Source organism: Myxococcus sp. AS-1-15 (assembly GCF_020037055.1).
Taxonomy (GTDB): domain Bacteria; phylum Myxococcota; class Myxococcia; order Myxococcales; family Myxococcaceae; genus Myxococcus; species Myxococcus fulvus.
In genome coordinates this window covers 198,440-224,947 of the sequence record NZ_JAIQDF010000002.1, presented here as the reverse complement: position 1 = coordinate 224,947, position 26,508 = coordinate 198,440, and the positions used below count along the sequence as shown (strand labels likewise).

The window sequence follows — 26,508 nt, the reverse complement described above, 5'->3', positions numbered from 1 at the left end:
TTCGTTAGGGGCTGTCAGCCCTTGGGCGAGGCAACCGGATTCTGGGTGTCGTTTCGTGCCCACGAAAGAGGCTGGCCAACCCGAAAAATTGGCAAACTCACAATCGGCGCGCCTATTTGAGCACACGAGTTCTGCACAAAAGCCCGCAGATAAGGCCACACATGCACCATTGCATTTGTCTGACCAAACAAACGCAAATCTTCGTCTGAAAAACCCATCTCCTCACCGACCGAATACACAAGGACAGCATGATACTGCATTCGAACCAGGGCCTCTGCCGGCTGCGACTCTGGACTCAATGAAACCCCGAATCGGAATATTGTCGCGAACTCCGACTTCGGCGTCGTTGGATTTCGAGCAATCTGAAGCGCGACCTCTACTTCGGGGACAACCTCTTTTTCGGCCGCAGTCGGCGAACGAACAACCTTCGCTTCCAAATGCGTCTGCCTGAGTTCACGAATGGCGCAACTACCAGCAAGCTTCATCAATGTTTCGCGCTCAGCCTGATTCATGCCGCCACCTCTGTCGGCATGCAGTACGCCGACGAAGGCATTTCTGTTTGATTTGGCCCCACCAAGCGCAATCGTACAACCGGCCTGCGCTCATCATATTGCGCAAACTCCGCCATGTACCCAAACGATGAAGCCTCGGTCTTAGGCAACTCAACATGAGCACGCCCGAGATCCGCCATCGCATTATCGAATGGTGCATCTACGGACGAGCACCGAAGAGTTCGCCTTAATTCTTCAACCCTATTTGGAGCACCAGCCAACAACATGAGCGCTACAACCAGAGTAGGGCTCACATCCTTCCCTGCCTTCACCTTCGAAAGATAGCCTGACGACAAGCCAAGCAGTGGCTCCAAGTCCCATTGACGCAGCTTCGCCATCTTCAACTGCCTAAGAGCCTGATTAGCTTTCCTCGAAAGCTCGCGCCGATAAACATCAGCCAGAGCAACGTCAAGCTGCTTAGCAGCCGCGTCATCCAGCCACTCTTCACCACAACACTCACAGGTCGGCAACTCCAGCGACTCTGGAATCTCAAGATCGGGAATGTTCTTGAACGCAGCACGACGCCCTGGCTTCGCCAGCATGACGACCTGCCCCTGCCCACACGCTGCACACTTGAATTGTTTCATGGCTCAGCTCCTACCAAGAGGGCGCAAGTACTCCGCCTTTGCGCTCAAGGCTCTTTTCAAGGCGATGAAAGGAGACACAGAAAACAACATTCCCGTCGTCTTCCATCTGCACTCTGAACTTCACGTACCAAGTTCTTCGATGCTGGAGCCCCATCTTCTTCGCGAGCGCTTTCGAAACGAACAGCCCATAGACGTCGAACTCAAGCCCATCGGACAACGTTTCAATTCCGGCAAAGTCGTTCTCAGTGAGTTCAAGCAGCCCACAACGAATCAACTCACGAGTTTTCGAGTAGTCCAGAACGACCGCACTTACCGTCTCCTCGCATCGCGCCCTCCCAGTACGGTAATTGCCCCCTTCCACGAGCTCACGAACTAGGGAGAGCGACCAGAGCGGCTGGGCAGATGACCGAATCACTCAAGGAACATTAATATGGACTGAGTCCAAACTCAACTTCCCCTGAGGAGGTACGCGCCATAGTAAATTCAACACCTTACCGCAACACCTACACTCAACCACCCTAAATATGAGGTAGGCCCTCGCTCCCTCGCCGACCTCTGCAGGCTCTCCAAACAAGGAGCGACTCCCCGAGATTGGCGTCGTTGCGCACAAGCAACCCTCCAGCCAAGCAGGGGTCCCATCGCAAGGTTGCGAGCATGGGCACCGAAGAGTGGACCTCTGCGCTATGAACAAGCACGCGTTAGAACTGCTCCCCGTGCCTACAGAGACCCCGCTCCGCCTCCGTATCCTCGACGCAGTGACAGACGTCCCGGCCGCTGACTGGGACGCGCTGACCGGCCTGGACGCACCGCCCTTCATCAAGCACGCGTGGCTGGCGGCGATGGAGGAGAGCGGCAGCGCCACCGAGGAGACCGGGTGGGCGCCGCATCACCTGACGCTGTGGCGGGGCGAGACGCTGGTGGCCGCGGCGCCCGCGTATCGCAAGTTCCACAGCATGGGCGAGTACATCTACGACTTCGGGTGGGCGGACGCGGCGGCCCGGCTCGGCGTGGAGTACTACCCGAAGCTCGTCGTCGGCGGGCCGCTGTCCCCGGCCACGGTGCCGCGCCTGCTGGTGGCCCAGGGCGAGGATGTACCCGCGATGCGCAAGGCGCTGCTCGCCGCGGCGGTGGAGAGCGCCGAGGAGGCGGGGTGCTCGTCGGTGCACTTCCTCTACCCGACGGACGACGAGGCGGACTTCCTGGAGGAGCAGGGGCTGGCGCGCCGGGTGACGCTCCAGTTCCATTGGAAGAACCCGGGGTACGGCGGGTACGACGACTATCTCTCGCGGTTCGACTCCAAGCGGCGAAACCAGCTCAAGCGCGAGCGGGCGGCGGCGGCCACGCAGGGAATCAGCTTGCGCACGGTGCGGACCACGGAGCTGACCCCGGCGCACGCGAAGCGCGCGTATGAGTTCTACACGGCCACGTGCGAGCGGCACGCGTGGGGGCAGATACAGCTCACGCCGGGGTTCTTCTCGCGGGTGTTCAAGGCGATGCCGGACCAGGTGGAGATGGTGGAGGCGGTGCGCGAGGGACGGGTCATCGCGGGGGCCTTCAACCTGGCGACGAAGGAGCGGCTCTATGGCCGCTATTGGGGCAGCACGGAGGAGCACCCGTTCCTGCACTTCCACGTGTGCCTGTACCACTCGGTGGACGACTGCATCCGCGCGGGGCGCAAGGTGTTCGAGCCGGGCGCGGGCGGTGAGCACAAGGTGTCACGAGGCTTCGAGCCCACGGCGGTGCACAGCGCGCACGTCATCTTCGACCGCAGGCTGGACGGCGCGGTGCGCGACTACGTGCGGCGCGAGCGGGCGCGGCTGAACATGGCGGTGGAGGAGGCCGAGCAGATCTGCGGCCTCAAGCCCTGGCCCCTGAAGCCGGCCAGCGGCACCTGACCCAGGCTCGAGTCAGGCCTCAGCCTCCTGCCGCAAGTACGACTCGAGGTCGGGCCACTCCACCCATTCCTGGCTCTCGGCCCGCCGATTTACGACCTTGAAGCCCCGAGGGGTCATCCGGCCATGCCCGATGAGCACCAGGTCCTCGACACCCGGGGGATATCTCCAGTTCCCCTCGCTGGCGGACTTGCGAATCGCAGTGACGTATTCGGCGGTCCGCTCCAGGTTCTGGCAGTAGCCAATCATTACACGCAAGGGCGCATAGCCGACCATGAGCTTCCAGAAGTCCTCCATGAAGGCATCGACGCTCCAGGCATTCTCATGCTCGAGAATCACCTCGGGCTGCGTGTACGAGTCCCAGTCTCGAAACATCGTGTAGTCAAAAAGGAACTCGCGAGCATAGCCCGAATGCAGTGTGGTCTTGCTCCACTCACTGGGCGCCCCACTGCCCGTCGCGCAGACGCCCAGTTTCAGCTCACGCGCCGCCTCGACCAATCTGGCCGCCATGAACTGAGACCAGTTCTTCGTTCCCTCTTCAGGAACACCTCCATCCCAGTCCTTCGGAAGCGCATTGACGAGGGACTGGGCAAACCCCAAGGCATTCACGGCGTCAGGCATGTTCCCCCCACGAGCAGACTCTTCATCCGCGAAACGTGCGCAGGCCAATCGCGCACCCGTTCCGCGCTCAATACCAGAAGCACGCCCAGCCCATCACTCGGCACAGTCGGGTCTGAACAGCACCTGACATCCAGGCCGGTAGAGCCCCGGTTCACCGCACCGGATGCGTCGTCCAGCGCGTCCCATCCACGCTCGATGCGAGCACGTGGCTCCCGGCCAACCACAGCCGGTCCGCGCCGGCGATCAACCGCCCCACCTCCGGCACGTTCCTCGCCACGGACGACTCCGAGGGAACCGCGCGCCGCTCGAACCCCGAGGCCTCCACGCGGTACACCCCCTCCGCGTCCGCGACGTAGAACTCGCCGCCCCACCGCTCCGCCGAGTGGATGAGGCCGACCCGCGCGACCACGCGGCACCCCTCCGCCGTGCCCAGGATGACATCCCCCCGCGTCGTCCCCGCGACCACCTCCCCCGAGGGGAAACACCGCACGAACGACACCTCGCCACTCACGAAGGCGTGGACCTCGCGCCACCCGCCCTCCCCGTGCATCCAGAGGCCCTGGCCCCCCGCGTAGAGCACCCGCCGCCCATCCGCCCCCAGGCAGCTGTCCAGCGCGAGCACCCGCCCCGGCAGCGCCCCCAGGGACCGCGCCCAGCGCATCACTTCGCCCTCGCGAACGAGCAGCCCCACCTCCGCTGGCGAGTCGAGCCCGAACCCCCGGCTCCCCGCCAACACGACCTCTTCCCCACTGAAGCACGCCTGCGTCCCCACGAGCCCCGCGGGCACCCCCGCGTAATGCAGCGCCTCCCACACCCCACCCTCGCGCGCCCGCACGGCCAGGAACCAGGCCGAGCCCCCGTACGAGACCAGCGCACCATGGCGCCCCGCCCCCAACAGGCCCAGCGCCTCGACGGTCCCCGTTTGCGTCACCCGCTCCAGCGTCCACCCACCCGCCGTGCGCACCGCCACCGACTGGTACGAGTCCACCTCGAACGTGGCCTCCTCCCCGCCGTCCCCGTCCTCGTCGTCATCCGAGCCGGAGTCGACCAGGGCCGAGTACGCCTCCGAATCGACGGGCAGGTTCCAGTCCTCGACCGGCCCCGGCCCACCCCCGTGGTCACTGTCCGGATGGGGATGGCTGACCAGCAGCATCAGCTCCTGCTCATCCCGGATGCAGCCTGTCGACACGACGCCTCGAAACGCGTGCTCCACGAACCCCTCCCAGGACGAGGCCCGCTGCCTACACCACGGGAGGCAAGCCGGGCCAGCACCCCCTCCCCAGGCCCCTTTAGGAGGCCGCCCGCTGTCTCCCACCAGCCAGGCGCGCGCCCGGCCCCTCACGGGGAAGTTGAGAAACCGGGGTGACCCTCTAGAGTAGACGCGTCATGAAAGCCCCGGAGAAGGACGAAGACTTCATCCAGTGGTACGAGGACTGCTGGGCGGACCGCGATGAAGTCGAGTACCCCAAGCTGTTCGGCGCCATCGACGAAGGCGTCTTCACGCTCGACCAGACGGACGCCATCCAGGCCTGGATGGAGAGCGAAATCGCGCAGGTAGAAGGTGAACCGGACCCCAACTGGGGCCCCATGGGCGTGCGGGTGGCCAAGCCCAGCCCCGACTACCCCTACTGGACCTACGTCACCAGTGGCCTGTCCAACCCTTTCACCATCGCCCCCGGTGAGGAGATCGCCCCCGACGCCGCCAGCGGCATCGGCTACGAGATGGTCATCCACACGCCGGAGGAGGCCAAGTGGCCCGTGTTCCGGCTGCTGGACATGATGGCCTACAACCTCGTGTGCATGCGCGCGTTCGCGCTCAACCACCGCTACCCCGTCGAGGGCACGCTGGACGGCGGAGACTCCAAGCTCAGCGGCTTCGTCTTCGTCCGGGACCCGTCGCGCCCCGACCACTTCGCCCTGGAGAGCGGCAAGGTGCAGCTGCTCACGCTCGTCGGCGTCACCAAGAACGAGATGGCCTTCGCGCGCTCCAACGGCATGGACAAGCTGATGGAGAAGCTGGTCGCCGCGGGCTCGGGCTACATCACCCGGCCCGAGCGCGACGAAGTGAAGCTGTAGTCACCCTCTTCGCGCCACGCGCGGCAGCGGCTCCAGGGCCCTGTCGCGCGGGGGCGCGCCCTCCACCAGCGCCCTGAGCGTCCCCGGGTCGAACGGCTTCTCGATTCGCGGCAGCGGCACCGACTGGAGGAACGCCCGCGCCCGCTCGGTGAAGGCGCCGCCCGTCATGAAGACGAAGCGCGACAGCAGCTCCGGCCCCCGCGCCGTCAGCTCCGCGTGCAGGTCCATCCCCGTCAGGTCCGCCATCATCAAGTCACAGAAGACGCGGTCGAAGTCCGCGTCGCGCTCGAGCAGCGCCAGCGCCTCGCGGCCGCTGTGCGTCACCACCACCTCGTGGTGCCGCCCCAACAACCGCCGCAGGAGCGACGCGAGCTGAGGCTCGTCGTCCACCACCAGCACCCGCTTGCGCTCCGGCACGTCCCTGGGCGCGCCCTGGGCCACCGCGTCCGCCACCACCGCCGTCACCGGCAGGCGCACGCGGAACATGCTCCCCGCGCCGGGCGTGGTGTCCACGCTCAGCTCGCCGCGCATGCTGCGCACCATGCCCAGGCTGGTGGACAAGCCCAGTCCGCTGCCCTCGCCCACCGCGCGCGTGGTGAAGAACGGCTCGAAGACGCGCTCGGCGACCTCGGGCGTCATGCCGTGGCCCGTGTCCGCCACCTCCACCACCACCCACGGGCCCTCCAGCCACGTGGACAGCGTGACGCGGTGCCGGGTGAAGTCGCCCTCGGGAATCGCGTGCGCGGCGTTGACCAGCAGGTGCAGGAACACCTGCCCCAGCCGCGCCTCGTGCGCCATCACCGTGGGCACCTGCGAGTATCTCCGCACCACCTCCGCCCGGTAGCGCAGGTGCGGCATCGCCATGGCCAGCCCGAACTCCAGCGCCGCGTGCACGTCCACCGGGGACAGGTGCGGCTCGTCCGCGCGGGCGAACGTCTGCAAATCACGCACGATGACGCGGATGCGCTCGGCGCCCTCGCGGGCCTCGCGCAGCGCATCCAGCGCCTCGGCCAGCGGACCGCCCTGCACCTGTCCCTGCAGCACCGTCTCCATCTGCTCCAGCGCGAACTGGAGGTTGCCGCTGACGTAGGAGAGCGGGTTGTTGATTTCGTGCCCCACGCCCTCGGCGAGCTGGCCCGCCATGGCCAGCTTCTCCGACTGCACCAGTCGCTCGCGCGCGGCCACCAGCTCCTGCGTGCGCTCGCGCACCAGGGCCTCGGCCTCCAGGCGCCCCGAGTGCTCACGCGTCAGGAGCGCGTCCCGCTCCGCCTCCGCGCGCTTCTTGCCGGTGATGTCGCGCGAGAAGACGGAGACGTTCTGCCCCGAGCACCACGCGTGCACCTCGTGCCAGCGCTCCGGCGAGGTGCGCACCTCGAAGATGGTGGACGAGCCCTCGGCGGCCACGCGCCGCAGCTCGCGCTCGAACAGCGTGCCCACCAGCTCCGGGCACGCCTGCCACAGAATCTTGCGGAAGACCTGCTCCTGCGTGCGCCCGGTGATTTCAGCGGCCTGGCGGTTCACGTAGGTGATGCGCCACTCGGCGTCCACGGTGAAGAACGCCTCGGGGGTGCTCTCCAGCACGTCGCGCACCCAATCCAGCGTGTCGCGAAGGCCCTCCTCCATCCGCAGCGCGCTGGTGACGTCGCGCAGGCGCAACAGCACACCGTCGCGCAGCGGCACCGCGGTGCCGAGCAGCCACGCATCACCTTCCGGGAAGCTGTCCGCGGCGGGTCGCCCTGACTCCACCACCTGCTTGAGGATGGCGAGCCGACCGCCGAGGCCCGCCACCGGCGAGACGTCGCCCAATCGCTTGCCGCGCAGCGAATCGGTGCCGTGCCCGAGCGCGCGTGAGGCGGCGGGGTTGGCCCACAGCCACTCGAAGTCGACGATGGCGCCGGACGCGTCGCGCACGGCGCTCAGCACCATGCACCCTTCCGAGTCATGGCGCTCCGCCTCTTCCAGCGCCTCCAAGAGCGTGTCCGCGCCCAGGGCCGGGACTGTCTGTCTCGTGTCCTTCGCCGACATGCCCCGCTCACTCCGGGCATCCGCGCCACCCGGAGGCCAAATCTCCGGAACCCTTCAGCAGGGCCGCAATTCCTGGAAACGTCCGGAGTCCCCGCATGTCGCCATGAAAGGCTCGCAGGCACAAGCCGAGGATGTGAGACCCACATCCGCCTCCCTGACACCTCGGAGCACCGGGTTGAATACGATGAGCCGACCTCTCGCGTGTCCCCTTCTATCCAGGGAGCGGACCAGGATGCCTTCCCGGACATGACGCCCACCCTCATCACCGCCGTCCAGTTCGAGCCGTTGGACCTGCCGCTGACGGAGCCGTTCGGCATCGCCACGGGAGCGCAGCACGCGGCCGAGAACGTGTTGGTGAAGCTGACGCTCGCGGACGGCACGGTGGGGTTGGGCGAGGCGGCGCCGTTCCCCGCGGTGAGTGGGGAGACGCAGGCGAGCACGCTCGCGGCGCTGGAGGGGGTGCGTGCGGGACTCATGGGTCGGGACGTGCGCGCGTGGCGACCGCTGTCGGAGTGGCTCGGGGACGCAATGGCGCTGGCGCCGGCGGGGCGGGCGGGTGTGGAGATGGCGGTGCTGGACGCGTTGGCGCGGCATCACCGCGTGCCGCTGTACGTGATGCTGGGTGGGGCGGGCACGGTGCTGGACATCGACATGACGGTGACGGTGGGGGACGTCACGCACGCGGCCGAGTCGGCGCGGTCCATCCTGAAGCGCGGCATCACCACGTTGAAGGTGAAGGTCGGCGCGCTCTCTCCGGACCAGGACGCGGCGCGGATGGTGGCCATCCACGAGGTGGCGCCGCGGGCGCGGCTGTTCGCGGATGCGAACGGGGGTTACGACGTGGCGGAGGCGCTCGCGTTCGTGAAGGAGCTGGAGCGGGCGGGGGTGCCGCTGGCGTTGCTGGAGCAGCCGGTGCCGGCGTCCGACGTGGCGGGGATGGCGGAGGTGGCGAGGCGCTCGAAGGTGCGGGTGTGCGCGGACGAGTCGGCGCGCTCGGCGAAGGACGTGCTGCGGCTCATCCGCGAGGGGGCGGCGCACGGCATCAACATCAAGACGATGAAGTGCGGGGTGGTGGAGGCGCTGACGATGTGGAGCCTGGCGCGGGCGGCGGGGTTGGAGTTGATGGTGGGAGGGATGGTGGAGAGCGTGCTGGCGATGAGCGCGTCGGCGCACCTGGCGGCGGGGCTGGGGGGCTTCACGTACGCGGATCTGGACACGCCGTTGTTCATCGCGCGGCATCCGTTCCGGAGCGGGATTCGGTACGAGGGCTCGCGGTTGCACCTGGATGAAGGGGCGATGGGGCACGGTGTCACATTGAGCTGACCCAAGAGGTGGCGCGCGCGCGTTAGGATGGGCGCATGGGTCTGGCCGTCTGTGTGGGTTGCGGCGAAACGAAGGAGGGCGCGTTCGACGTCTGCGACGGGTGCGGTCTGGACCCGGCGCGCGGCGGCACGGACCGGATGCTCCAGGCGCGCAGCCTGTGGTTGTCGGAGCGGTTCTTCTCGGAGCGGGAGCTGGTGGAGCTCGGGCGCAAGCTGAGCACGGGCGAGCCGGTGGCCTATGACACGGGGCAGCTGTCGCAGCTGGTGGACGAGCTGAAGACGCAGAAGCTGCCGGTCATCTCCCAGGCGTCACCGGGGTGCTCCATCGTGACGTGGAGCCTGTTGGGCATGTTGCTGGCATTGGCCGCGGGGCTCGCGTACCTGTATGGCACGTGGAGACACTGAGACTGTTGCATCAGGGTGACGGCGCTGCCGTGGCGGCGACGTCGAGGGCCTTGTCGAGCTGCGGGTCCTTGCCGGAGGCGTAGGGCAGAGTGTCGGGGACCTCGACGTCCACGGGGACGCCGACGCCCTCGAGCAGGACGCCCTCGACTTCGACGGCCTCGACGGCGAGGTAGAGCAGGTCACCGGTGGACAGGCGCAGTGGGGTGCCGGCGAGCACGGCGCCCGCGGTGTGCTGGCCCACGAGGGTGGCGAGCCCGAGTCGCTTCATGGTGAAGGCGACGACTTCCTTCCCGCTGCGGGAGTTGCCGTTGACGAGGAGGACGGCGGGCTTGCGCCAGGTGGCGGACCACGGGTTGCGGCGGCCGTCTCGGCCGATGCCGACGAAGCGAGGGACGGCGCGGTCGAAGAGGTTGAGGAAGGTGGGACTGCAGCCGCCCCAGCCGTCGCGGAAGTCGATGACGACGGCGTCCGCCTGGGCGAAGTCGTCGGAGAGGGCGTCCTGGAGCTTCTGTTGATGCTCGGGGCCGGCGCACGAGTAGAGCTGCTGGTAGGCGACGCGGCGGCCCTGGTGGTCGATGACGCGGGTGCTGGCGTGCTGGGCGTCGAGCCACTCGGCCTTGGGGTTCACGAGGCGCGGGGTGATGGTGAGGACGGTGGGCTCGGCGCCGAGGGTGCGCTCGATGGTGAAGCGCGTGGGCTTGTTGACGCGTTGGGTGAGTGAGGCGACGGAGGTGAAGGGTTTGCCTTCGACGGAGAGGAGGCGGTCTCCGCGCAGCAGGCCGGCCTTGGCGGCGGGGCCGTGGGCGAAGACGTGGCGGGCGAAGAAGCCTTGTGGGGTCTCCTGGATGTCGGCGCCGATGCTGGGGACCTCGACCTTGGGGAGCTTGAGGTGGCGCTGGAAGATGGCGGAGAGGTCGGCGTGACCGGTGGTACCTCGCGGGTAGAAGGCGGTGTGCGAGGCGTTGAGTTCGGAGAGGGCGGCCTGGGTGCGCCGGGCGAAGTCGTCCGCGCTCGTGGCCGCGGCGCCGTAGCCCTGATGCTTCGTGGCCCAGGCCTCGCCGCGCTTCGCGTCGTAGAAGCGCGTACGGACGTGGTCGACGACTTCGTCACCGGGCTTGAGGAACGGGCTGGCGGCGTGGGCGCTCGTGGCAAGCAGGGCGGCGGCCAGCAGGATGCGGGGATAGAGACGCTTCGACATGGCCGCGGGCTCCTCCTGGTGGACAGTATCAGGCGCGTCATTCCTGGGACGACACGTGGAGGTGGAGTAGAACCGAACACCGAACGCGCCATTTGCGTTCTGCTGGGCTGGAAGAGTTCCCGGCACCCGACGTGAAGCGCCCGAGCGAGCACCCATGATTCACGAGCTGACCCTTCAGAACTTCAAAGGCATCGAGTCGGCAAAGCTCGCCATGGAGCGCCTCACCGTCATCGTGGGTCCGAACGCCTCTGGCAAGACCAGCGTACTTCAGTCCCTGGATGTATTGATGGGATGCGCTCATCCATCAACTCGTCGTGGCGACCTTATGAAGACCCATGGCGGGCCTCCCGGATTGCGCAAACGGGGTTCAGAGGCAGAACCAACATCCATCCAAGCATCCGGACATTGGCGAGGCGAACCTGGGCACGTCGAGCTTTATCTCATGCCGACAGAACCGGCGCAGAACGGCTCTCGGGGCTTCAGGCCCGAAGTCAGAGGCAGGTGGGGCGGGATGCGATTCGATGTCCCTCCGCCTACCAGTCCCATTCAGAGCAGTGCACCGCTCGATTTGCTTGGACTGCCCCCAGTTCTCGACGATTGGAATGCACGGGCGCTCTTGCGGCTTGAGGGGCGCAAGCTCGCAGAAGCGTCATACACGGAGTCCCTTGAGCCACGAGTCGAGTCGGATGGGACGGGGCTTGCTTCAGTCCTCGCACAAATGGCCCTGAATCGCCCTGACACATTCACCGAACTTCTCGAAGCACTCCGCAACGTCATTCCGCAGGTGAAGCGCGTACGACTCTCTCTGGCGGAAGTGAAGAGACAGGAGGTCGAGACGCTCCGCATCGACGAAGATGCCATCGCGAGAACCATTCATCGCACCTACTCTGGGCATCGACTCCTTTTTGATCTGAACGGAGCCGCGAACATCTCCAGTCAAGGCGCAAGTGAAGGCACGCTGCTCGTCCTCGGGCTACTGACCGTCCTCTTCAGCAACCCACGCCCCAAGCTCATCCTCCTGGACGACCTCGACCGAGGGCTTCACCCCAAGGCCCAGAAGGACCTCGTGGCGCAGCTCCGCAAATTGCAGGAGCAAGACCCGGAGCTGCAAATCATCGCGACCAGCCATTCACCCTACCTGGTCGACCACCTCGACCCCAAAGAAGTCCGCCTCTCCACGGTCCTGCCTGATGGTGGCATCCGATTCGCAGAGCTGACTCAGCATCCGGAGTTCGAGCGCTGGAAGGAAGTCATGCGCCCAGGAGAGTTCTGGAGCACCGTGGGGGAGGGATGGGTGGCGGACGTGCAGGAGAAGAAGGAAGGATGAGCAGCAGCCCGACGTCCATCGTGCTCATCTGCGAGGGGCCGGGGGACCATCGAACGGTGCCCACTCTCGTGGACCGGATGCTGCGGGAGTCCATCGATTGGATGGAGCCGGAAGTACTCGCGGAACTTCGCGAGTGGCGAGGGCAGACGCGTGGAGAGAGCTACCTCCCCTGGAAGGAGGTCCACACGCGAGCGAAGGCCGCCAACATCCGCATCAACGGCCACTTCAACGGTGAACCCGGCGCTCACGATGCCTTCGTTGCCCGCAGGGCACTCGCGTTGCTGCGGGGACACGGGGACGCCCCCATCCACGCGGTCGTACTGGTACGAGACAGCGACAACGACGAGGCACAGCGGCGTAAGGGGCTGGAGCAGGCCCGCGCGGAAGTCAGCAGTCTGGGTCCCATCCTCATCGGCATCGCGCACACCAAGCGGGAGTGCTGGGTTCTCGCGGGCTTCACTCCCGAAACCGATGACGAGAAAGCTCGTCATCAGGAACTGCGCCAAGAGCTTGGCTTCGACCCATGCCTCCGTGCGGAGGAGTTGACCGCGCAGCAGGATGGCGCGAAGCGCGACGCCAAGCGTGTGCTCAAGCTGCTGACCCATGGAGTCGTCGATCGCGAACACCTCAGCATGATGCAGGCGACGATTCAGCAACTCGAGGAGCGAGGACGCGGCACGGGCCTGTCCACGTTCCTCTCGGAGGTCCGCGAGAAGCTGGTGCCACTCTGGACGGGGGCACCTCCTCCTCGGCCCAAGCACAAGTAGCCCGAGTCTCTTCAAACTTCTTCATGGTCGGGACGGGCTTCGCTCGCGACCTCTTCCAGCTTTGTGAATCCACTGCCTTCGCGTTCAGCCGTGAGCACTCACGGTTCCGACGCGAGCGGCGCGTGGGGCACCTCGTTATGGAAGAGGTTCCGTGCTGGATGCATCCCTCTCACCCTTGCGTCTCGCGTTGGTCGCGGAGGACCCGCTCGCTCGAGGTGCGCTCTCACGAGTGCTCGGGGACCAGGGGAGCGAGCTGCAACTGTTGGCCTCGGGCACGCAGGTGGAGCTGGAGACCACGCGGGGCGAAGCGCTTGACGTGGTCCTCTGGGACACCGGTCTGCGCCTCGCCGAGACAGAGGCGCGATTGGACGCGCCAGACCTGGGCGCGCCGGTGCTCGCGCTGGTCGCGGACGACGCAGCGGGCGAGCTGGCACTCGGCGCGGGAGCCAAAGGGTTGTTGTTTCGCGACGTGAGCCCAGGCCCGCTCACAGCGGCGCTGTACGCGGTGGCACGGGGGCTCGCGGTGTTCGACCCAGGGCTCTCGGAGCTGCGGGCCAGCACGAGGACCACAGCCTCCGTGACCACGAGCGCTCAGGGACCTGATGCCCTCACGCCGAGGGAGCGCGAGGTGCTCGCGTTGCTGGCGGAGGGCCTGTCGAACAAGGCCATCGCGGACCGACTCGGCATCAGCGAGCACACAGCCAAGTTCCACGTGAACGCGGTGCTCGCCAAGCTGGGTGTCCAGCGACGCACCGAGGCCGTCGTCCGCGCCGCGCGCATGGGCCTCGTCACGCTGTGAGCCAATCGCCTCGTCGATGCTAGGCTCCCCGCCGCATGGCGAACCAGGATTGGGTGTCGCGCCTGCTCTCCGGGCGCGCGTCGGTGGACAAGGGGCTCAACGTCCACCTCTCCGAGCGTGACGGCGGCAGCCTCCACGACAAGATGCGGCAGGCGTACTGGTGGATCACCAACAACGCCGTCATCTGCCCCTACTACGACATCGAGTTCGGCGGCTCCGCCTCTCTCAAGAGCAGCGCCGGGGACGAGCTCCACCTCCCCGAGGACATGAGCTACAGCTCCTTCGTCCTCATCCCCCTGCTCACCCTCTTCACCTGCCGCCGAGCCCTCCTCATCGGCGGACCCGGCCGCGGCAAGACCACCTCCGCCGTCCTCATGGCCCTGCTCTCCGGCATGTCCCGCGAGGACATCCACCGCTCCATCCAACGCGGCCACCCTCAACTCTCCATCGCCGACCTGCTCGGCGCCCCCCTCCCCTCCGACATGCTCAAGGCGGAGGACCTCTCCGCCGTCAAGGTCAGTTGGCGCAAGTGGATCACCCAACGCGTCAAGATCATCGACGAGTACAACCGCATCCCCACCAAGACCCAGTCCGCCCTGCTCTCCCTCATGGCCGAGGGCTACGCGGAGATGATGGACCAGTACGTCTACGCGGGCCGCTCGTCCTGGTTCCTCACCGCCAATGACGACCAGGGCGGCGGCACCTTCCAGGTCATCGAGGCCCTCAAGGACCGCCTCGACGTCGTCGTGCGCGCCGTCCCCTTCAACTCGAACTTCATCGACACCCTCCTCCAGCGCATCGAAGCCGACAAGTCCCCCGAGGAGCTGCTCCCCAAGGACATCGTCTTCACCCCCGGCGAGCTGGAGCGCGCCTACACCTCCATCCTCGAGGTCGAGGTCCCCCGCGACGTCCTCGAGCGCGTGGCCTTCTTCCTCGGCCAGCTCGACTTCTGCCGCATGGCGTCCCCCCGCTTCGAGTTCAAGCACAAGGACACCCTCAAGCTCGCCGGGCAGACCGTGTCCGCCGTGTGCAACGAGCAGTGCCCGCTCGACAAGAAGGTGCACCTCTGCACGCAGACCGAGAACGGCGTCAGCGTGCGCGCCTACCAGACCATCCTCCACTACGCGAAGGCGCTCGCCTTCTTCCGCGGCCACTCCGTCGTGGAGCTGGAGGACTTCCGTCAAATCGCCCCGTGGGTGCTGCACGAGAAGCTGGTCCCCAACACCCGCAGCGCCTTCTTCGAGGCGAAGGGCCACAAGCTCCTCCTCCAGGACCGCGTCGCGTGGATTCGCCACATGTTCGACATGGCCATGGGGCACCACGAGAAACACGAGCCCATCCGCCGCAAGGTGGGCGTGCTGCGCGAGGAGCTGGACAAGGGCCTGTCCGGCATCGACCTGCGCACCACCGAGAAGCGCCTCACCGCCGTCACCGCGCTGATGAACGAGCTGCTCACCAAGCAGGAGCTCTCCGGCCCCATCTACGAGGACCTCATCCACTTGAAGTCCATGTACAGCCGCTACCGGAACTACGCGACGTGGCTCAAGGAGAACCCGGGCGGCGGAGGTCGGCCGTGAGCAGCTACACCGACGAGCTCGAGTCCAGCGCCCGCGCCCGCTACGTCCGCTGGGACGCGGACCTGTGGCGCGAGCTGGTTCAAGGCCCCGCCAGAAAGCTCGGTGACGCCCTCACCCAGTCCGGCACCGCGCCGGAAGAAGCCGAGGAGCTGCTGCGCGCCTACCTGCGCCTGGGCGCCGAGGCCATCGGCCTGGGCTACCTCTACCCCGCCACCGCGGGACGCCAGAACTTCTTCACCCTCGCGTGGTCCGACCTGGTGCCCCGCCTGCTCACCGGCGTCCCCGCCCCCGAGCGCGCCGGTGTGCTCGCGCAGCTCTGGAACGTGGGCGAGAACCTGGAGTCCACGCCGCCGTGGGTGCAGCGCATCTTCTACCGCGTGAGCCAGCGGCTCGGCTCGCTCGCGGGCATCGAGGAGCGCCTGCGCGAGACGGCCGCGCTCGCGATGGAGCCTCCCGCCTCGAAGCTGGGCGACAAGGCCCAGCCCTTCCTCGTCGACCTGTCCCGCGAGGACAGCCGCTTCCTCCCCGGCGCGATGCACTTCCTCGCGCCCACCGTGCTGTGCGTGCACGACCGGCACCGACACGCGGTGGCCGGACGCGAGGCCGCGACGCAGGGCCTGCTGCTCGCGGACACGCCGATTCCGCTCGGCGCCATGGGCTGCCGCGAGACGCCCGAGGTGACGCACCAGCACACGCCCCACCTGGGCGCCGTGTCGTGGAACGACCCGCGCGTGGACGCGTGGTACGCCACCCTCACCAACGACTGGCGCGCCGCCGGCACGCTGGACACGTCGCAGCACGTGCTGGTGCTCGTGCCCGCATGAGCCCGTCGCGCTTCACGCCCGAGCACATCGAGCAGTGCTGGCATCAGGCGCTGGCGCTGTGGGACGTGCAGGTGCGGCTGAGCCCGCCGGAGCCCCACGTCCCCTTCCAGCCGGACGCGGACCATGCGAACGAGCCGCTCGCGTACATCGACCTCGCCAGGCGACAGGTCTTCGTGCACTTCCAGCTGCTCCAATCCATGGGCGCGGCGGACAGTCTGTTGGCGGTGCTCGCGCATGAAATCGGCCACCACGCGAGGTTCCCCCACACGCTCGGCTGGGACGCGGAGCTGCGCGTCGTGGAGCAGCGGCTGGTCCCCGGACTGAAGCAGTCGCTCACCAACCTCTTCTACGATTTGCAGGTGAACGAGGTGGTGGGCCGCACCCACGCGGAGGACCTGTGCCGCGTGTACCGGGGCTTCCAGCGCACGCGCGGCGACACGCCGACGTCTCCGCTGTTCTTCTTCTACCTCGCCATCTACGAGGAGCTGTGGGGCCGCGCGCCCGGGGACCTGGTGCCCCCCGCGGCGATGGCGCCGATGGAGGCGCAGTTCCCCGGCCTGCGCGCGGAGGCGCGGATGTTCGCGCAGACGTTCTACGCGCTGCCGAACCCACGGCTGCAGTTCCTGTACTTCTGCGCCGCCTTCATCCGCTACCTCGGCAAGCCCGACGAGCTGTCCTACGTCCTGCCGCTCGGCGATGACGTGTCCCAGCCGGACGTGGACGACTGGGACTCCGCGCTCCAGAGCGGAGGCCGCTGGGAGGACGTGCTCGACGAGGCGCGGGAGCGCGGGTGGCTCGACGCGGTGCCCGACACGACGGAGCCGGACCTGCTGGACCAGATTCGCCGCATCACCCACCACCTGCCGGGCGTGGGGGATGGGAAGCTGCGCCAGGCGCTCGTCGCGCGGCACTACCGGCGGCTCGTCGACCAGCACCTGGTGAAGCTGCCGTCCGCGCCGTCCCGCCCGGAGCCGTACCTGCGCACCACGCCCCAGGCCTGGGAGCATGGCGACGACCCGTCCGCCATCGACTGGACGTTGACGGTCCTCACGCAGGGACACCTGGCCGCGGTGTCGCCGCTGCGCCGCGAGCTGGAGGCCGACGTGCCGCCTCCGTCCGAGCTCGGCGTGCCCTCGGTGGAGCTCTACCTGGACACCAGCGGCTCCATGCCCGACCCCGCGCAGCAGCTCAACTCGATGACGCTGGCCGCGCAGGTGCTGTCCGCCTCCGCGCTGCGCAAGAAGGCGAAGGTGCGCGGCATCATCTACTCGCACCACGCGCCCGTCGTCTCGCCGTGGATGTACGACGAGGAGCGGGCGCGTGACTTCCTCCTGGGCTACATCGGCGGGGGGACGCAGTACCCCTTCGACATCCTGGGCGCGCTGTCCGAGGAGGACCCGGACGCGCTGCGGGTCATCATCTCCGACAGCGACTTCCTGGCGAACGTGACGGCGAAGGGGGCGATGGAGGCGCTGGTGCGCGCGACGAGGCGCTCGCGGCTGCTCGTGGCGTTCCTCGCGTTGGGGGAGGACCTGCGCGCGCGGCAGGTGCTCGGGCCGGTGTTGAAGGAGCGCAACTTCCGCCTGGTGGTGGTGAAATGGCTGTCGGACTTCGGCCAGGCCGCCGCGGCCCTGTCCCAGGCCCTGCTGGAGAAGTGATGGTCTTCGACGTCAAGGACATCCAGAAGCAGCTCACCGCGGCGCCCATCGTGTCGCCGTACCCGCACGACCTGGCGATGGCCATCGTCTGCGACACGTTCCGGCTCGCGGGCCTGAGACCGCCGTCGCGCGCGGACTGGGAGGACCTGGAGCGGCGCGCGAAGCAGGGCGCGCTCTTCCGGGAGCAGGTGGTGATGCTCGCGTACGCGCTGACGTCGTCCTCGCTGCGGGCGGACACGGTGGCGTCGCTGCGCAAGAACGTCGACACGTCCAGGCTCCTGCGCGGGTTCTTCCTGGAGGTGGAGCCGCTGACGGCGGAGATGATTCGCTCGAACGCGTTCCGCCAGGAGGAGTTCCTGCGCAAGTGGGTGCACGCGGTGGACGGCCAGGTGAAGGACGAGTCGCCGAAGGAGTCCGCCGCGCGGCGCAACCAGCTCGACTACCGCACCGCGCTCCGGGAGATGGAGCGGGCGGAGCAGGCGAGGAAGAAGGAAGCGGACCGGCGCGCGAAGGAACTCCAGGAGGCGGCCCAGCGGGCGACGGACGCGCGAGGGTGGCGCGAGTGACGTTGGGTCTCCCGTCGGACGCGCGCGTGGCGCCTCGCGCGAACATCCGTCGGGACACCGCCTCTCAGCGGCCCCATGTGCCCTGGGCGAAGGCAATCGCCCGCGAGCTGTCGCACTTCGCGTCGCTCGAGGATGAAGCCGAGGCGCGCGCGGCATTGGAGTCGCGCCTGGGTGCGCTGCGGGACACGCTGCTCGCCTCGCCGTACTACACGCGGCGACTGCGGGAGGCCGGGTTGCATCCGGGGGATTTGCAGACGCTCGCGGACCTGGAGCACTTCCCCCTGCTGGAGCGCGAGGTGCTCGCCAGGCACTGGGACGAGGTGCCGCGACCGCTGGAGCCAGCGGACGAGGGCGTGGTGGTGCGCAGCTCCGGCTCCACGGGCGAGCCCGTGAAGGTAGTGCGGGACAGGCGGGACTGCCTGCACATGTGGGCGGTGCTGCGCTTCTGGCTGGAGCGAGCGGGCGCGGTGTTGCCGCCGCGTCCGCGCGTGGTGTTGCTCGACGCGCTGCCTGGAGGGCTGGAGTACTCGGTGCGGCTGCGCCTCCTCGAGGAGGGGGCGCTGCATCGAATCTCGGTGCTGCGGGAGGATGCGAGAGCGCGGCTGTGTCGGGTGCGGCCGACGGTCCTCTTCTCGGACCCGGAGGGATTGCGTTGGTTGGCGGAGCAGCGCGAGGTGCCCACGCCCGCGCTGGTGCTTACATCGGCGCAGCACCTGCCCGAGGACACGCGCGAGGCGCTGGCGCGCGGGGTGCCGGCGCCGGTGCTCAACTACTACGCCTCCACGGAGACAGGTCCGCTGGCGTGGGAGTGCCTGCGGGGCGTGGGGCGCTTCCACGTCCTCGCGCCGGATGTGTGGCTGGAGCCGGGGAAGGACGAGGTCGTGGTGACGCGGCTGCGGCCCAGCGTGTTGCCGCTGCTGCGCTATCGCCCTGGGGATTCGGGCTTCGTGCAACGGGATGCGTGTGCCTGCGGCTTCCACGGCTGGACGCTGGAGGGCTTCGGAGGACGGGGTGCCTGTCACTTCACGACGCCCACGGGTCGGCGGGTGGACGCGTGGGCGCTGGCGTGGGTGTTCAAGCACCACGCGCTGCGCGCCTTCCGACTGACGCAGGTGGAGGGCACGCGCTTCGAGCTGGAGCTGGCCGACGCGCGAGCGCAGGACGTGCCCGCGCTGTGCGAGCGCCTCTCCGCCGCCCTGCGCAACCTCGGCTGGCGCGAGGCCCCGCGGATTGAAGTGCGTGCAGTGAGCGCCGAGTCCCTGTCCTCGGGCACCAAGCCCCTGCCCTTCCGCTCGCGGCTTCCGTAGTCGTCACGGCACGACAGTCAAAACAGACACCCCGGGCGGAGCTACCTGCCGCACCCGCATGACAGGCTGAGCTGTTAGATGTTGTGGCCCATGCCCCTCCATCGAACCCATTGGCTGAGGTGGGTTGTGCCCTGGCTGGGTTGCGCCACCACGAGCCATCCTTCCACGCAGCAAGCCTGGGACGGCGAGGTGGAGTGCGATGACCCATCCGTGCCTCAGCCTGTTCGGCGCTCCAGTCCATCGTCGTGGCGGAGTTCCATGCCGAGGGAACACCTCACGTCTCTTCGATGGGCGGCGCTGTTGCTCGCGCTGACCGCCATCACGGGCTGCTCGACAACGCGAGTCGTGCGGCTGGAGGCAGGACGTGACTCCTTCGTCATCACTCCGCGCGAGGAGCCAGGCGCGGCGGTGGAGGAAGCCGAGCTCGACGACGACGAGTACGAAGAAGCCATCACGGAGCTGGCGCGGGACGTGCGCCCCTCGCGAAACCCCATGCAGCAGGCCCGAGCCCTCTTCGGCGTTCCGTCTCGCAGCGGGGTCTATGGTTATGAGAGCGGTCCCCCTCGATTGACGCTCCAGCGTGGAGAGGAGGACAGCCCCCATCTGTTGGAGTCATACGCGGACGAGGAGTTGACGCACGCCTATGGCCAGTGGTGCGAGCGAAAGAGCAGGCCCGGCGACTGCTTGCGCTTGCTGGATGAGGGCCCTCTGCTGGCCAGTGATGGCAAGTTCACCTGGGCTTTTGCCATCGCGATGGACTCGGTCTGGGATGAGACCACCGAAGCACTGGAGGACATGGTGGACCCCGTCGCGGTCATGTCCACCGTCACGGCCGGCGCGACGATGTACCTCATGCTCTGGGCACTACCCGAGCCCTTCTCAAAGGGAGCCGCCGCGACGCTGACAGCCCTGGCCATTGCCTACTTGGGCGTGGACACCGTGTGGCGCCTGCTGGACGGGTGGTTGACCTTGGTGCGTGAGGTGGAGCGGGCCACGACCTACGCGCAGCTCAGCGCGGCGAGTGAAGCATATGGGGAGGTGCTCGGGGAGAACGCGGCACGCGTCTTCGTGATGCTGGCCACCGCCGCTGTCGGCAATACCGCGGGGTTGGCGGCGAAGGCCGGAGGGCTGCCGGGCTCAGCCCAGGCCGCGCTTGCCGTGGAGTCTCAGGCGGGCATTTCGTTCGCCGCGGTGGGCGGCGTGCGGAGCGTCGCAGTCTCGGCGGAGGGCTTCACCATCGCCCTCGCACCCAATGCCCTCGCCATGGCGGGGCGTGGCATGGGCAGCGACGTCGGAGAGCGCCACCACATCGCCACGAACAAGAACGACATCTCGAAGGCGAGAGGTGGCCCCTGGACACCCGCATTCCGGAAGCTCTTCAAGAAGGCCGGGATGGAGCTGAAGGACCCTGAGAACATCGTCGAGGTCAGGGGGCACAAAGGGCCGCATCCACAGGAGTACCATGATACGATTTTCGTGCGCCTTTCAGGAGCGATGGGAACCTGCCGCACGGTGGTTGCTTGCCGACAAGCCCTCACGGTCGAGCTGCGCCGCCTTGCCAAGGAAGTTCAGACCCCGGGCTCGGAGCTCCACGGGCTCTTGACGCGAAGCAAGTAGGGCCCTCGAGTAGACCACCATGGTGAATCCGTCGCGGTACTTCCGACTCAGGCCACAGATGCTGGGCGGGCAATGGTCCTTGGACGAGCCGCTCGACGAGCAGGGCAACGCGTTGGAGAACTGGAAGGAGTTCACGTCAGGACGGCCTGCCCACGTCCCTGGCCGCCTGGTGATTCCCATCGACGAGCCCGGGAGGCGGCTGGAGTTCAGCACCGCGGGCGCGGCCATGACTCCGGTCGTCCACGTTCGGGTCGCCACCCTCTTCGCGGAGCGGGCCCGCGCCGATGTCCAACTGATACCCGTGGACATCGAGGGTTGCCCCGAGCAGTACCTCATTCTCGTGGCGACCTCCCTGGTCAGGTGCATCGACGACAAGGCCTCCAGAGAGGTGTCGTACTGGACGGAGGAGGATGAGCGCCCGGACAAGCTCGGCATGTACCGAAGCGTCCATGGGATGAGGATTGACCCCACGAAGGTTGGCGGCGTCAAGGTGTTCCGCCCCTGGGGTTGGTCCGAAGTGCTCATCGTCTCCGAGGACATCAAGGTGGCGATGGAGCGCGCAGGCGTCACGGGAGCGGCGTTCGACGCGGTCTAGGGTCATTGGCGGCGCGTCACCCACCTGGCAGTACATACCCTGCCCCAGGACTCCTTCCAGCGCATGGACAGGACAGACGACCTGGACCTTCGTCGGATGCGCGCCATGCTGAATGCCCCCATGAATCCTCTCTGACTCATGCGCCGCCGCGCCATACACAAACAACACACCTGAAAGTCTTCATCGCCAGCGTCAGACAACTCCGGGTCAACGGCGCCCCGTCCGACTGGAATGCCGCCGTCCATTGAACACGTTCGTACGGGAGGCACCTCGGCGGAGCACCGAGCGTGTTCATTCAATCACTTGCATCATCTAGGGGAGCGGACACCCCGCCAGTCGTACCATCATGCGAGCCCTGCCTCTCACCGCGAGCGCTTCCCCATCGAGCGCCCACGGTGTCACCCCGTCGTGAGGAGGCCTCTCGCCTTGCCCACGCCCGTCTCGCATCTGGAACCCACGCGTCCGTCCGGCGCCATGCGCGCCCTGGCCCCGCTGTCTCCCGACCCCAGGAAGGCCTGGAGCTGGCTGCAGCGCTCCTGGCTCGGCCGCTACGGCGTCGCGCTGCTCTTCTTCTGCTTCGCGCTGCTGCTCCAACGGGAGCTGTGGCCGCTGATGTCCAACAGCCCCTTCCTCTTCTTCTACGGCGCCGTCATGGTCGCCGGCTGGTGGGGCGGCTGGGGCCCCTCCCTCCTGGTGACGACGCTGTCGCTCATCGCCGTGGACCACTTCTTCCTGCCGCCACGGCTCACCCTCCAGATGCGCTCCGCGGACGTGCTCGCCCTGGGCATCTTCGCCCTGCTCGCCATCTTCATCACCAAGCTCAACGTGTCGCTCAGCCGCGCGCTGGAGGAGCGCGCCAGCCTGCTCGAGCGCGAGCACCAGGCCCGCGCCGCGTCCGAGGCCGCCAGGACACGCCTGCACACCATCTTCATGCAGGCCCCCGCGCAGATCTTCTTCCTGCGCGGCGCCTCGCACGACTTCGACTTCTCCAACGCCCGCAACAGCTCGATGCTCAAGAACCGCGACACCCTGGGCAAGCCCTTCCAGGAGGGCGTGGTGAAGGTGGGCGAGGAGGACGCGCGCGACGTGCTGGACCGCGTCTACGCCACGGGCGAGCCCTTCGTGAGCGGCGCCGTCCCGCTGCGCTTCCTCCAGGCCGACGGCATGGAGAAGGAGACCTTCCACAACCTCGTCTACCAGCCCACGCGCGATGCCCAGGGCCAGGTGGACGGCATCGCCGGCTTCGGCTTCGACGTCACCGACCTGGTGCACGCCCGCCAGCGCGCCGAGGCCCTGGCCACCGAGCTGCGCCAGGCCGAGTTCCGCACCCGCGTGCTCGCCGAGGTCAGCACCGTGCTCGCCTCGTCGCTCGACTACGAGGGCACCATGCGCAACCTGGCGCGGCTGGTGGTGCCCGCGCTCGCGGACTGGTGCTTCGTGGACCTGGCCCAGCCCGACGGCACCTTCCGCCGCCTGGAGGTCGCCCACGCCCGGCCCGAGGACGCCCCCGTCGCCGCGGAGGTCCTCCACTTCAACCTCATGCCCGAGGGCAACCCGCGCCACCCGCCCACCGCCGCGCTGCTGCGAGGCGAGGCCATCCTCCTGGAGGAGATGACGCCCGCGCACATCAAGCGCAGCGCGCACAACGAGAACCACGCCCGGGTGATGCTGGCCACGGGGCTGCGCTCGTTCATCGCCGTGCCGCTGGTGGTGCGTGGCCACACCATGGGCGTGTTCAGCTTCTTCACCTCGTTCTCCAACCGCCGCTACACGCAGGCGGACCTCGCCTTCGGGCTGGAGCTGGCCTACCGCGCCGCGCTCTCCATGGAGAACGCGCGGCTGTACCGCGAGGCCCAGGAGGCCATCCGCCTGCGCGACGAGTTCCTCTCCATCGCGAGCCACGAGCTGAAGACGCCGCTGACGCCGCTGAGCCTCAAGCTCCAGGCGCTCTCGCGCGAGCTGGAGCGGCACCCGGACAACATCCCCTACGCCGTGGTGAAGGGCTACGTGGACACCGGGGCCCGGCAGGTGAAGAAGCTGGCGGAGCTGGTGGGCGACTTGCTCGACGTGTCGCGCATCGCCGCGGGCAGGCTGGCGCTGGAGCTGGAGGACGTGGACCTGGGCGCGCTCATCCACGAGGTGGCGTCACGGTACGAGGCCCATGCGGCCAGGTCCGGCTCCTCGCTCCAGGTGGAGGGCGGCGAGGCGGGGCTCGTGGGCCGCTGGGACCGGCTGCGGCTGGAGCAGGTGGTCACCAACCTCATCGACAACGCGGTGAAGTACGGCGCGGGCAAGCCCATCGTGTTGAGTCTGGAACAAGGCCCCAGCCGCGCGCGCCTCAAGGTGCGCGACCAGGGCATCGGCATCGCGCCCGAGCACCTGCCCCGGCTGTTCGGCCGCTTCGAGCGCGCCGTGTCGGAGCGGCACTACGGCGGCCTGGGCCTGGGGCTCTACATCACGCGGACGCTGGTGGAGGCCATGGGGGGACGGGTGCGCGTGGAGAGCGAGCAGGGCCGAGGCTCCATCTTCACCGTGGACCTGCCACGGGAGCGTGTCGTTCCTGTTGACGTGTCGGCGTCCCAGCCGCAGTAAAGGCCCCCTTGGACTCACGGGACGCCGCGCTGGCGGGAGGGATGTCGACATGGAGACACGGACACTCGGCAAGCAGGGCCTGAAGGTGTCGGCCCTGGGCCTGGGCTGCATGGGGATGTCGGACTTCTACGCGGGCCGGGACGACGCGGAGTCGGAGGCCACGCTGCTGCACGCGCTGGACAGGGGCGTCACCTTCTTCGACACCGCGGACATGTACGGCTCCGGCAGCAACGAGGAGCTGGTGGGCCGGGTGCTCAAGCCCCACCGCGCGAAGGTGGTGCTGGCGACCAAGTTCGGAATCGTCCGCGACCCGAACAATCCGCAGGCCCGCGGCATCAACGGCAAGCCCGAGTACGTGAAGCAGGCGTGCGAGGCCAGCCTGCGCCGGCTGGGCGTGGAGGTCATCGACCTGTACTACCTGCACCGCCTGGACGCGACGACGCCCATCGAGGACACGGTGGGCGCGATGGCGCAGTTGGTGCGCGAGGGCAAGGTGCGGCACCTGGGCCTGTCGGAGGTGGACGCGGACACGCTGCGGCGCGCGTCGAAGGTGCACCCCATCACCGCGCTGCAGAGCGAGTACTCGCTGTGGAGCCGCGAGCCGGAGGACGGCGTGCTGCAGGCGTGCCGCGAGCTGGGCATCGGCTTCGTGCCGTACAGCCCGCTGGGGCGCGGCTTCCTCACGGGGCAGCTCAAGCGCTTCGAGGACCTGGCCGCGGATGACTACCGCCGCAACTCGCCGCGCTTCCAGGGGGAGAACTTCACGCGCAACCTGGAGCTGGTGACGAAGGTGGAGGCGCTGGCGAAGCAGAAGGGGTGCTCACCGGCGCAGCTCGCGCTCGCGTGGGTGCTGGCCCAGGGGCAGGACCTGGTCCCCATCCCGGGCACCAAGCGCCGCAAGTACCTGGACGAGAACCTGGGGGCGCTCGCGGTGAAGCTCTCGGAGAAGGACTTGAAGGACATCGACGCCGTCGCGCCTCCGGGGGTCGCCGTGGGCGCGCGCTACCCGACGACGATGCAGAGCACGCTGCCGAAGTCGGGCAAGTAGCTCTCAGGCCGGGGCGCCCGTGGGCCTCGCGCGAGGAAGCTGCGCGTGGGGCATCCACGGGCCGCTGGCGCCCAGGCAGTAGCGACAGGTGGCCAGGGGCGTGTCCCGCTCCAGCAGGCCGAGCATGCGCTCCAGCAGGTCCGGGGAGTCCAGGCGCACGCCGTCCACCTCGCCGAGCGCGGGCATCTGCGGATACGCGGGGCCGAGCACGGTGGCCACGTGGGGCGGACGGGTGCACGAGTAGAAGCGGCCCTGGTGGACCAGGTGGCAGCGGACCTTGAGCCAGCAGCGCGCGTGGACCTCGCGGACCTCGGCGTCGGTCGCGAGGGGTGCGTCCGGGGTGATTTGCTGGAAGGCGTCGATGCGCTTCACGGTGAGGTGGACGCGGTGACGCTCGCAGCGCTCGGTGATGCGGGCCAGGGACGCGTCCGTGAGCGGGGCCGAGGAGTAGACGGACAGGGTCATCCGGTCCAGGCGCTCGTAGACGGCGTCCGGTGCGCTCTGGGCGAGCAAGCCGTTGGTGGTGACGGAGAGCTGCTCGGAGATGCCGGAGGCGCGCGCGGCGTCGAGGACGCCTGCGAGGTCGGGGTGGAGGAAGGGCTCGCCGCCGGTGAGCTTGAAGACGCTGGGCTTGAGCACTCGCGCGAGGCGGGTGAGGTCGGCGCCGAGGGTGGCCGGGTCCACCGCCCACGCGGGCAGGTGCGGAGACATGGGGCAGCACTGCACGCAGCGCAGGTTGCAGTGGGTGACGACGTGCGTCTCCAGGGACCAGGTGAGGATTCGACCGTCGTGCAGCTCGTAACGCACGGAGGGGACTATAGCGGGGTTGCCGGCCAGCCCCGCGGCTTGCGACAGTCCCAGCGTGTCCGCGTCCCCCGGCGACCCGAGCGGCCCGCTCGCCATCCTGCCCTCCTACCAGGCCACGTCCGAGAGCACGGAGGCGTCCGTGTGGAGGTTGCTCGCACGGCGGCGTGCGGACGCCACGGGTCAGCCTCGTGACGAGCTCGGAGGGCAGGAATCCGAGGTGGGCACCCAAGATGCGCCTCGGCGCGATGAAGGAGGGCTGGACCCCGACGCCGTCGCTGCGTTCCTGAACCACGCGCTCATGCCGCACCAGAGCCTGTTCGAGGGGGTCCACCGTGTGGCTCCGCCGC

Annotated in this window: 24 protein-coding genes; 17 read left to right on the top strand and 7 right to left on the bottom strand. The window is 68.1% G+C overall.

The features are described from left to right. Positions 1-14: 14 nt before the first annotated feature. Together K8625_RS06525 and K8625_RS06520 are read right to left on the bottom strand one after the other, a co-directional pair. A complete protein-coding gene (locus K8625_RS06525) occupies positions 15-512 on the bottom strand; it encodes a hypothetical protein (protein ID WP_223782184.1) in 498 nt (165 codons plus the stop codon). Further along, the gene (locus K8625_RS06520; protein ID WP_223782183.1) at positions 509-1,138 is read right to left on the bottom strand and encodes a hypothetical protein; all 630 of its coding nucleotides are present in this window, start codon (positions 1,136-1,138) and stop codon (positions 509-511) included. Before K8625_RS06520 ends, K8625_RS06525 begins: the two co-directional genes overlap by 4 nt. Here K8625_RS06520 and K8625_RS06515 point away from each other — a divergent pair. After that, positions 1,137-1,514, top strand: a complete 378-nt coding sequence (locus K8625_RS06515; protein WP_223782182.1) for a hypothetical protein — start codon at positions 1,137-1,139, stop codon at positions 1,512-1,514. The genes K8625_RS06520 and K8625_RS06515 overlap by 2 nt on opposite strands. 337 nt (positions 1,515-1,851) lie before the next feature. Beyond that, the gene (locus tag K8625_RS06510) at positions 1,852-3,033 is read left to right on the top strand and encodes a GNAT family N-acetyltransferase (RefSeq protein WP_223782181.1); all 1,182 of its coding nucleotides are present in this window, start codon (positions 1,852-1,854) and stop codon (positions 3,031-3,033) included. Positions 3,034-3,045: 12 nt separating this feature from the next. Here K8625_RS06510 and K8625_RS06505 read toward each other — a convergent pair whose 3' ends face one another. Continuing rightward, a complete protein-coding gene (locus K8625_RS06505; protein WP_223782180.1) occupies positions 3,046-3,651 on the bottom strand; it encodes a hypothetical protein in 606 nt (201 codons plus the stop codon). Between the two features lie 151 nt (positions 3,652-3,802). After that, entirely contained in the window at positions 3,803-4,840 is a 1,038-nt protein-coding gene (locus K8625_RS06500; protein WP_223782179.1) for a hypothetical protein, read from the bottom strand. Between the two features lie 197 nt (positions 4,841-5,037). Between K8625_RS06500 and K8625_RS06495 the strand changes: the two genes are divergently transcribed. Then, a complete protein-coding gene (locus K8625_RS06495) occupies positions 5,038-5,727 on the top strand; it encodes a suppressor of fused domain protein (protein WP_223751468.1) in 690 nt (229 codons plus the stop codon). Here K8625_RS06495 and K8625_RS06490 read toward each other — a convergent pair whose 3' ends face one another. Then, positions 5,728-7,752, bottom strand: coding sequence for an ATP-binding protein (locus tag K8625_RS06490; RefSeq protein ID WP_223751469.1), 2,025 nt, complete (start codon positions 7,750-7,752; stop codon positions 5,728-5,730). A 246-nt stretch (positions 7,753-7,998) separates the two neighbouring features. On the opposite strand from K8625_RS06490, the gene K8625_RS06485 reads away from it, so the two are divergent. Continuing rightward, the gene (locus K8625_RS06485) at positions 7,999-9,075 is read left to right on the top strand and encodes a dipeptide epimerase (RefSeq protein ID WP_223782178.1); all 1,077 of its coding nucleotides are present in this window, start codon (positions 7,999-8,001) and stop codon (positions 9,073-9,075) included. Between the two features lie 35 nt (positions 9,076-9,110). Continuing rightward, positions 9,111-9,479, top strand: coding sequence for a hypothetical protein (locus K8625_RS06480; RefSeq protein WP_141328413.1), 369 nt, complete (start codon positions 9,111-9,113; stop codon positions 9,477-9,479). A 10-nt stretch (positions 9,480-9,489) separates the two neighbouring features. Here K8625_RS06480 and K8625_RS06475 read toward each other — a convergent pair whose 3' ends face one another. Then, complete coding sequence (locus K8625_RS06475; protein WP_223782177.1) at positions 9,490-10,677, bottom strand: S41 family peptidase; 1,188 nt, start codon at positions 10,675-10,677, stop codon at positions 9,490-9,492. A gap of 154 nt (positions 10,678-10,831) precedes the next feature. Here K8625_RS06475 and K8625_RS06470 point away from each other — a divergent pair, with 154 nt between their 5' ends. The 12 genes from K8625_RS06470 to K8625_RS06415 all read left to right on the top strand — a co-directional run bounded on the left by K8625_RS06470 (position 10,832) and on the right by K8625_RS06415 (position 25,354). Further along, positions 10,832-12,004 carry an AAA family ATPase gene (locus K8625_RS06470; protein ID WP_223751472.1) on the top strand — a complete coding sequence of 391 codons (1,173 nt, stop codon included), beginning with the start codon at positions 10,832-10,834 and terminating at the stop codon, positions 12,002-12,004. Between the two features lie 68 nt (positions 12,005-12,072). Further along, positions 12,073-12,771 (top strand): hypothetical protein, encoded by a 699-nt coding sequence (locus tag K8625_RS06465; RefSeq protein WP_223782176.1) that lies wholly within the window; start codon positions 12,073-12,075, stop codon positions 12,769-12,771. A 151-nt stretch (positions 12,772-12,922) separates the two neighbouring features. Further along, complete coding sequence (locus K8625_RS06460) at positions 12,923-13,570, top strand: response regulator transcription factor (RefSeq protein WP_223782175.1); 648 nt, start codon at positions 12,923-12,925, stop codon at positions 13,568-13,570. 35 nt (positions 13,571-13,605) lie between these two features. Beyond that, on the top strand, positions 13,606-15,147 hold the full coding sequence (locus K8625_RS06455) for an AAA family ATPase (RefSeq protein ID WP_223782174.1): 1,542 nt from the start codon (positions 13,606-13,608) through the stop codon (positions 15,145-15,147). Further along, a complete protein-coding gene (locus K8625_RS06450) occupies positions 15,144-15,971 on the top strand; it encodes a hypothetical protein (protein WP_223782173.1) in 828 nt (275 codons plus the stop codon). Before K8625_RS06455 ends, K8625_RS06450 begins: the two co-directional genes overlap by 4 nt. Next, positions 15,968-17,629, top strand: coding sequence for a VWA domain-containing protein (locus K8625_RS06445; protein WP_223782172.1), 1,662 nt, complete (start codon positions 15,968-15,970; stop codon positions 17,627-17,629). Before K8625_RS06450 ends, K8625_RS06445 begins: the two co-directional genes overlap by 4 nt. Next, on the top strand, positions 17,629-18,195 hold the full coding sequence (locus K8625_RS06440; protein ID WP_223782171.1) for a hypothetical protein: 567 nt from the start codon (positions 17,629-17,631) through the stop codon (positions 18,193-18,195). Before K8625_RS06445 ends, K8625_RS06440 begins: the two co-directional genes overlap by 1 nt. Then, entirely contained in the window at positions 18,192-19,502 is a 1,311-nt protein-coding gene (locus tag K8625_RS06435) for a coenzyme synthetase (RefSeq protein WP_223782170.1), read from the top strand. Before K8625_RS06440 ends, K8625_RS06435 begins: the two co-directional genes overlap by 4 nt. Positions 19,503-19,760: 258 nt before the next feature. After that, positions 19,761-21,119, top strand: a complete 1,359-nt coding sequence (locus K8625_RS06430; protein ID WP_223782169.1) for an AHH domain-containing protein — start codon at positions 19,761-19,763, stop codon at positions 21,117-21,119. A gap of 19 nt (positions 21,120-21,138) precedes the next feature. Next, a complete protein-coding gene (locus K8625_RS06425; RefSeq protein ID WP_223751481.1) occupies positions 21,139-21,714 on the top strand; it encodes an imm11 family protein in 576 nt (191 codons plus the stop codon). A 426-nt stretch (positions 21,715-22,140) separates the two neighbouring features. Further along, positions 22,141-24,306, top strand: a complete 2,166-nt coding sequence (locus K8625_RS06420) for an ATP-binding protein (protein WP_223751482.1) — start codon at positions 22,141-22,143, stop codon at positions 24,304-24,306. 49 nt (positions 24,307-24,355) lie between these two features. Continuing rightward, positions 24,356-25,354 carry an aldo/keto reductase gene (locus K8625_RS06415; protein ID WP_223751483.1) on the top strand — a complete coding sequence of 333 codons (999 nt, stop codon included), beginning with the start codon at positions 24,356-24,358 and terminating at the stop codon, positions 25,352-25,354. Positions 25,355-25,357: 3 nt separating this feature from the next. Here K8625_RS06415 and K8625_RS06410 read toward each other — a convergent pair whose 3' ends face one another. Beyond that, positions 25,358-26,161: a radical SAM protein gene (locus K8625_RS06410; protein ID WP_370641896.1), complete on the bottom strand. Its 804-nt coding sequence runs from the start codon at positions 26,159-26,161 to the stop codon at positions 25,358-25,360. Between the last annotated feature and the right edge of the window lie 347 nt (positions 26,162-26,508).

What these genes read in the sequence shown, in the direction of transcription:
- K8625_RS06525 (WP_223782184.1), bottom strand. Translation starts at nt 512, where the DNA reads ATGAATCAGGCTGAGCGCGAAACATTGATGAAGCTTGCTGGTAGTTGC.
- K8625_RS06515 (WP_223782182.1), top strand. Translation starts at nt 1,137, where the DNA reads ATGGCTCAGCTCCTACCAAGAGGGCGCAAGTACTCCGCCTTTGCGCTC.
- K8625_RS06520 (WP_223782183.1), bottom strand. Translation starts at nt 1,138, where the DNA reads ATGAAACAATTCAAGTGTGCAGCGTGTGGGCAGGGGCAGGTCGTCATG.
- K8625_RS06505 (WP_223782180.1), bottom strand. Translation starts at nt 3,651, where the DNA reads ATGCCTGACGCCGTGAATGCCTTGGGGTTTGCCCAGTCCCTCGTCAAT.
- K8625_RS06495 (WP_223751468.1), top strand. Translation starts at nt 5,038, where the DNA reads ATGAAAGCCCCGGAGAAGGACGAAGACTTCATCCAGTGGTACGAGGAC.
- K8625_RS06490 (WP_223751469.1), bottom strand. Translation starts at nt 7,752, where the DNA reads ATGTCGGCGAAGGACACGAGACAGACAGTCCCGGCCCTGGGCGCGGAC.
- K8625_RS06485 (WP_223782178.1), top strand. Translation starts at nt 7,999, where the DNA reads ATGACGCCCACCCTCATCACCGCCGTCCAGTTCGAGCCGTTGGACCTG.
- K8625_RS06480 (WP_141328413.1), top strand. Translation starts at nt 9,111, where the DNA reads ATGGGTCTGGCCGTCTGTGTGGGTTGCGGCGAAACGAAGGAGGGCGCG.
- K8625_RS06475 (WP_223782177.1), bottom strand. Translation starts at nt 10,677, where the DNA reads ATGTCGAAGCGTCTCTATCCCCGCATCCTGCTGGCCGCCGCCCTGCTT.
- K8625_RS06470 (WP_223751472.1), top strand. Translation starts at nt 10,832, where the DNA reads ATGATTCACGAGCTGACCCTTCAGAACTTCAAAGGCATCGAGTCGGCA.
- K8625_RS06455 (WP_223782174.1), top strand. Translation starts at nt 13,606, where the DNA reads ATGGCGAACCAGGATTGGGTGTCGCGCCTGCTCTCCGGGCGCGCGTCG.
- K8625_RS06445 (WP_223782172.1), top strand. Translation starts at nt 15,968, where the DNA reads ATGAGCCCGTCGCGCTTCACGCCCGAGCACATCGAGCAGTGCTGGCAT.
- K8625_RS06440 (WP_223782171.1), top strand. Translation starts at nt 17,629, where the DNA reads ATGGTCTTCGACGTCAAGGACATCCAGAAGCAGCTCACCGCGGCGCCC.
- K8625_RS06430 (WP_223782169.1), top strand. Translation starts at nt 19,761, where the DNA reads ATGCCGAGGGAACACCTCACGTCTCTTCGATGGGCGGCGCTGTTGCTC.
- K8625_RS06425 (WP_223751481.1), top strand. Translation starts at nt 21,139, where the DNA reads ATGGTGAATCCGTCGCGGTACTTCCGACTCAGGCCACAGATGCTGGGC.
- K8625_RS06415 (WP_223751483.1), top strand. Translation starts at nt 24,356, where the DNA reads ATGGAGACACGGACACTCGGCAAGCAGGGCCTGAAGGTGTCGGCCCTG.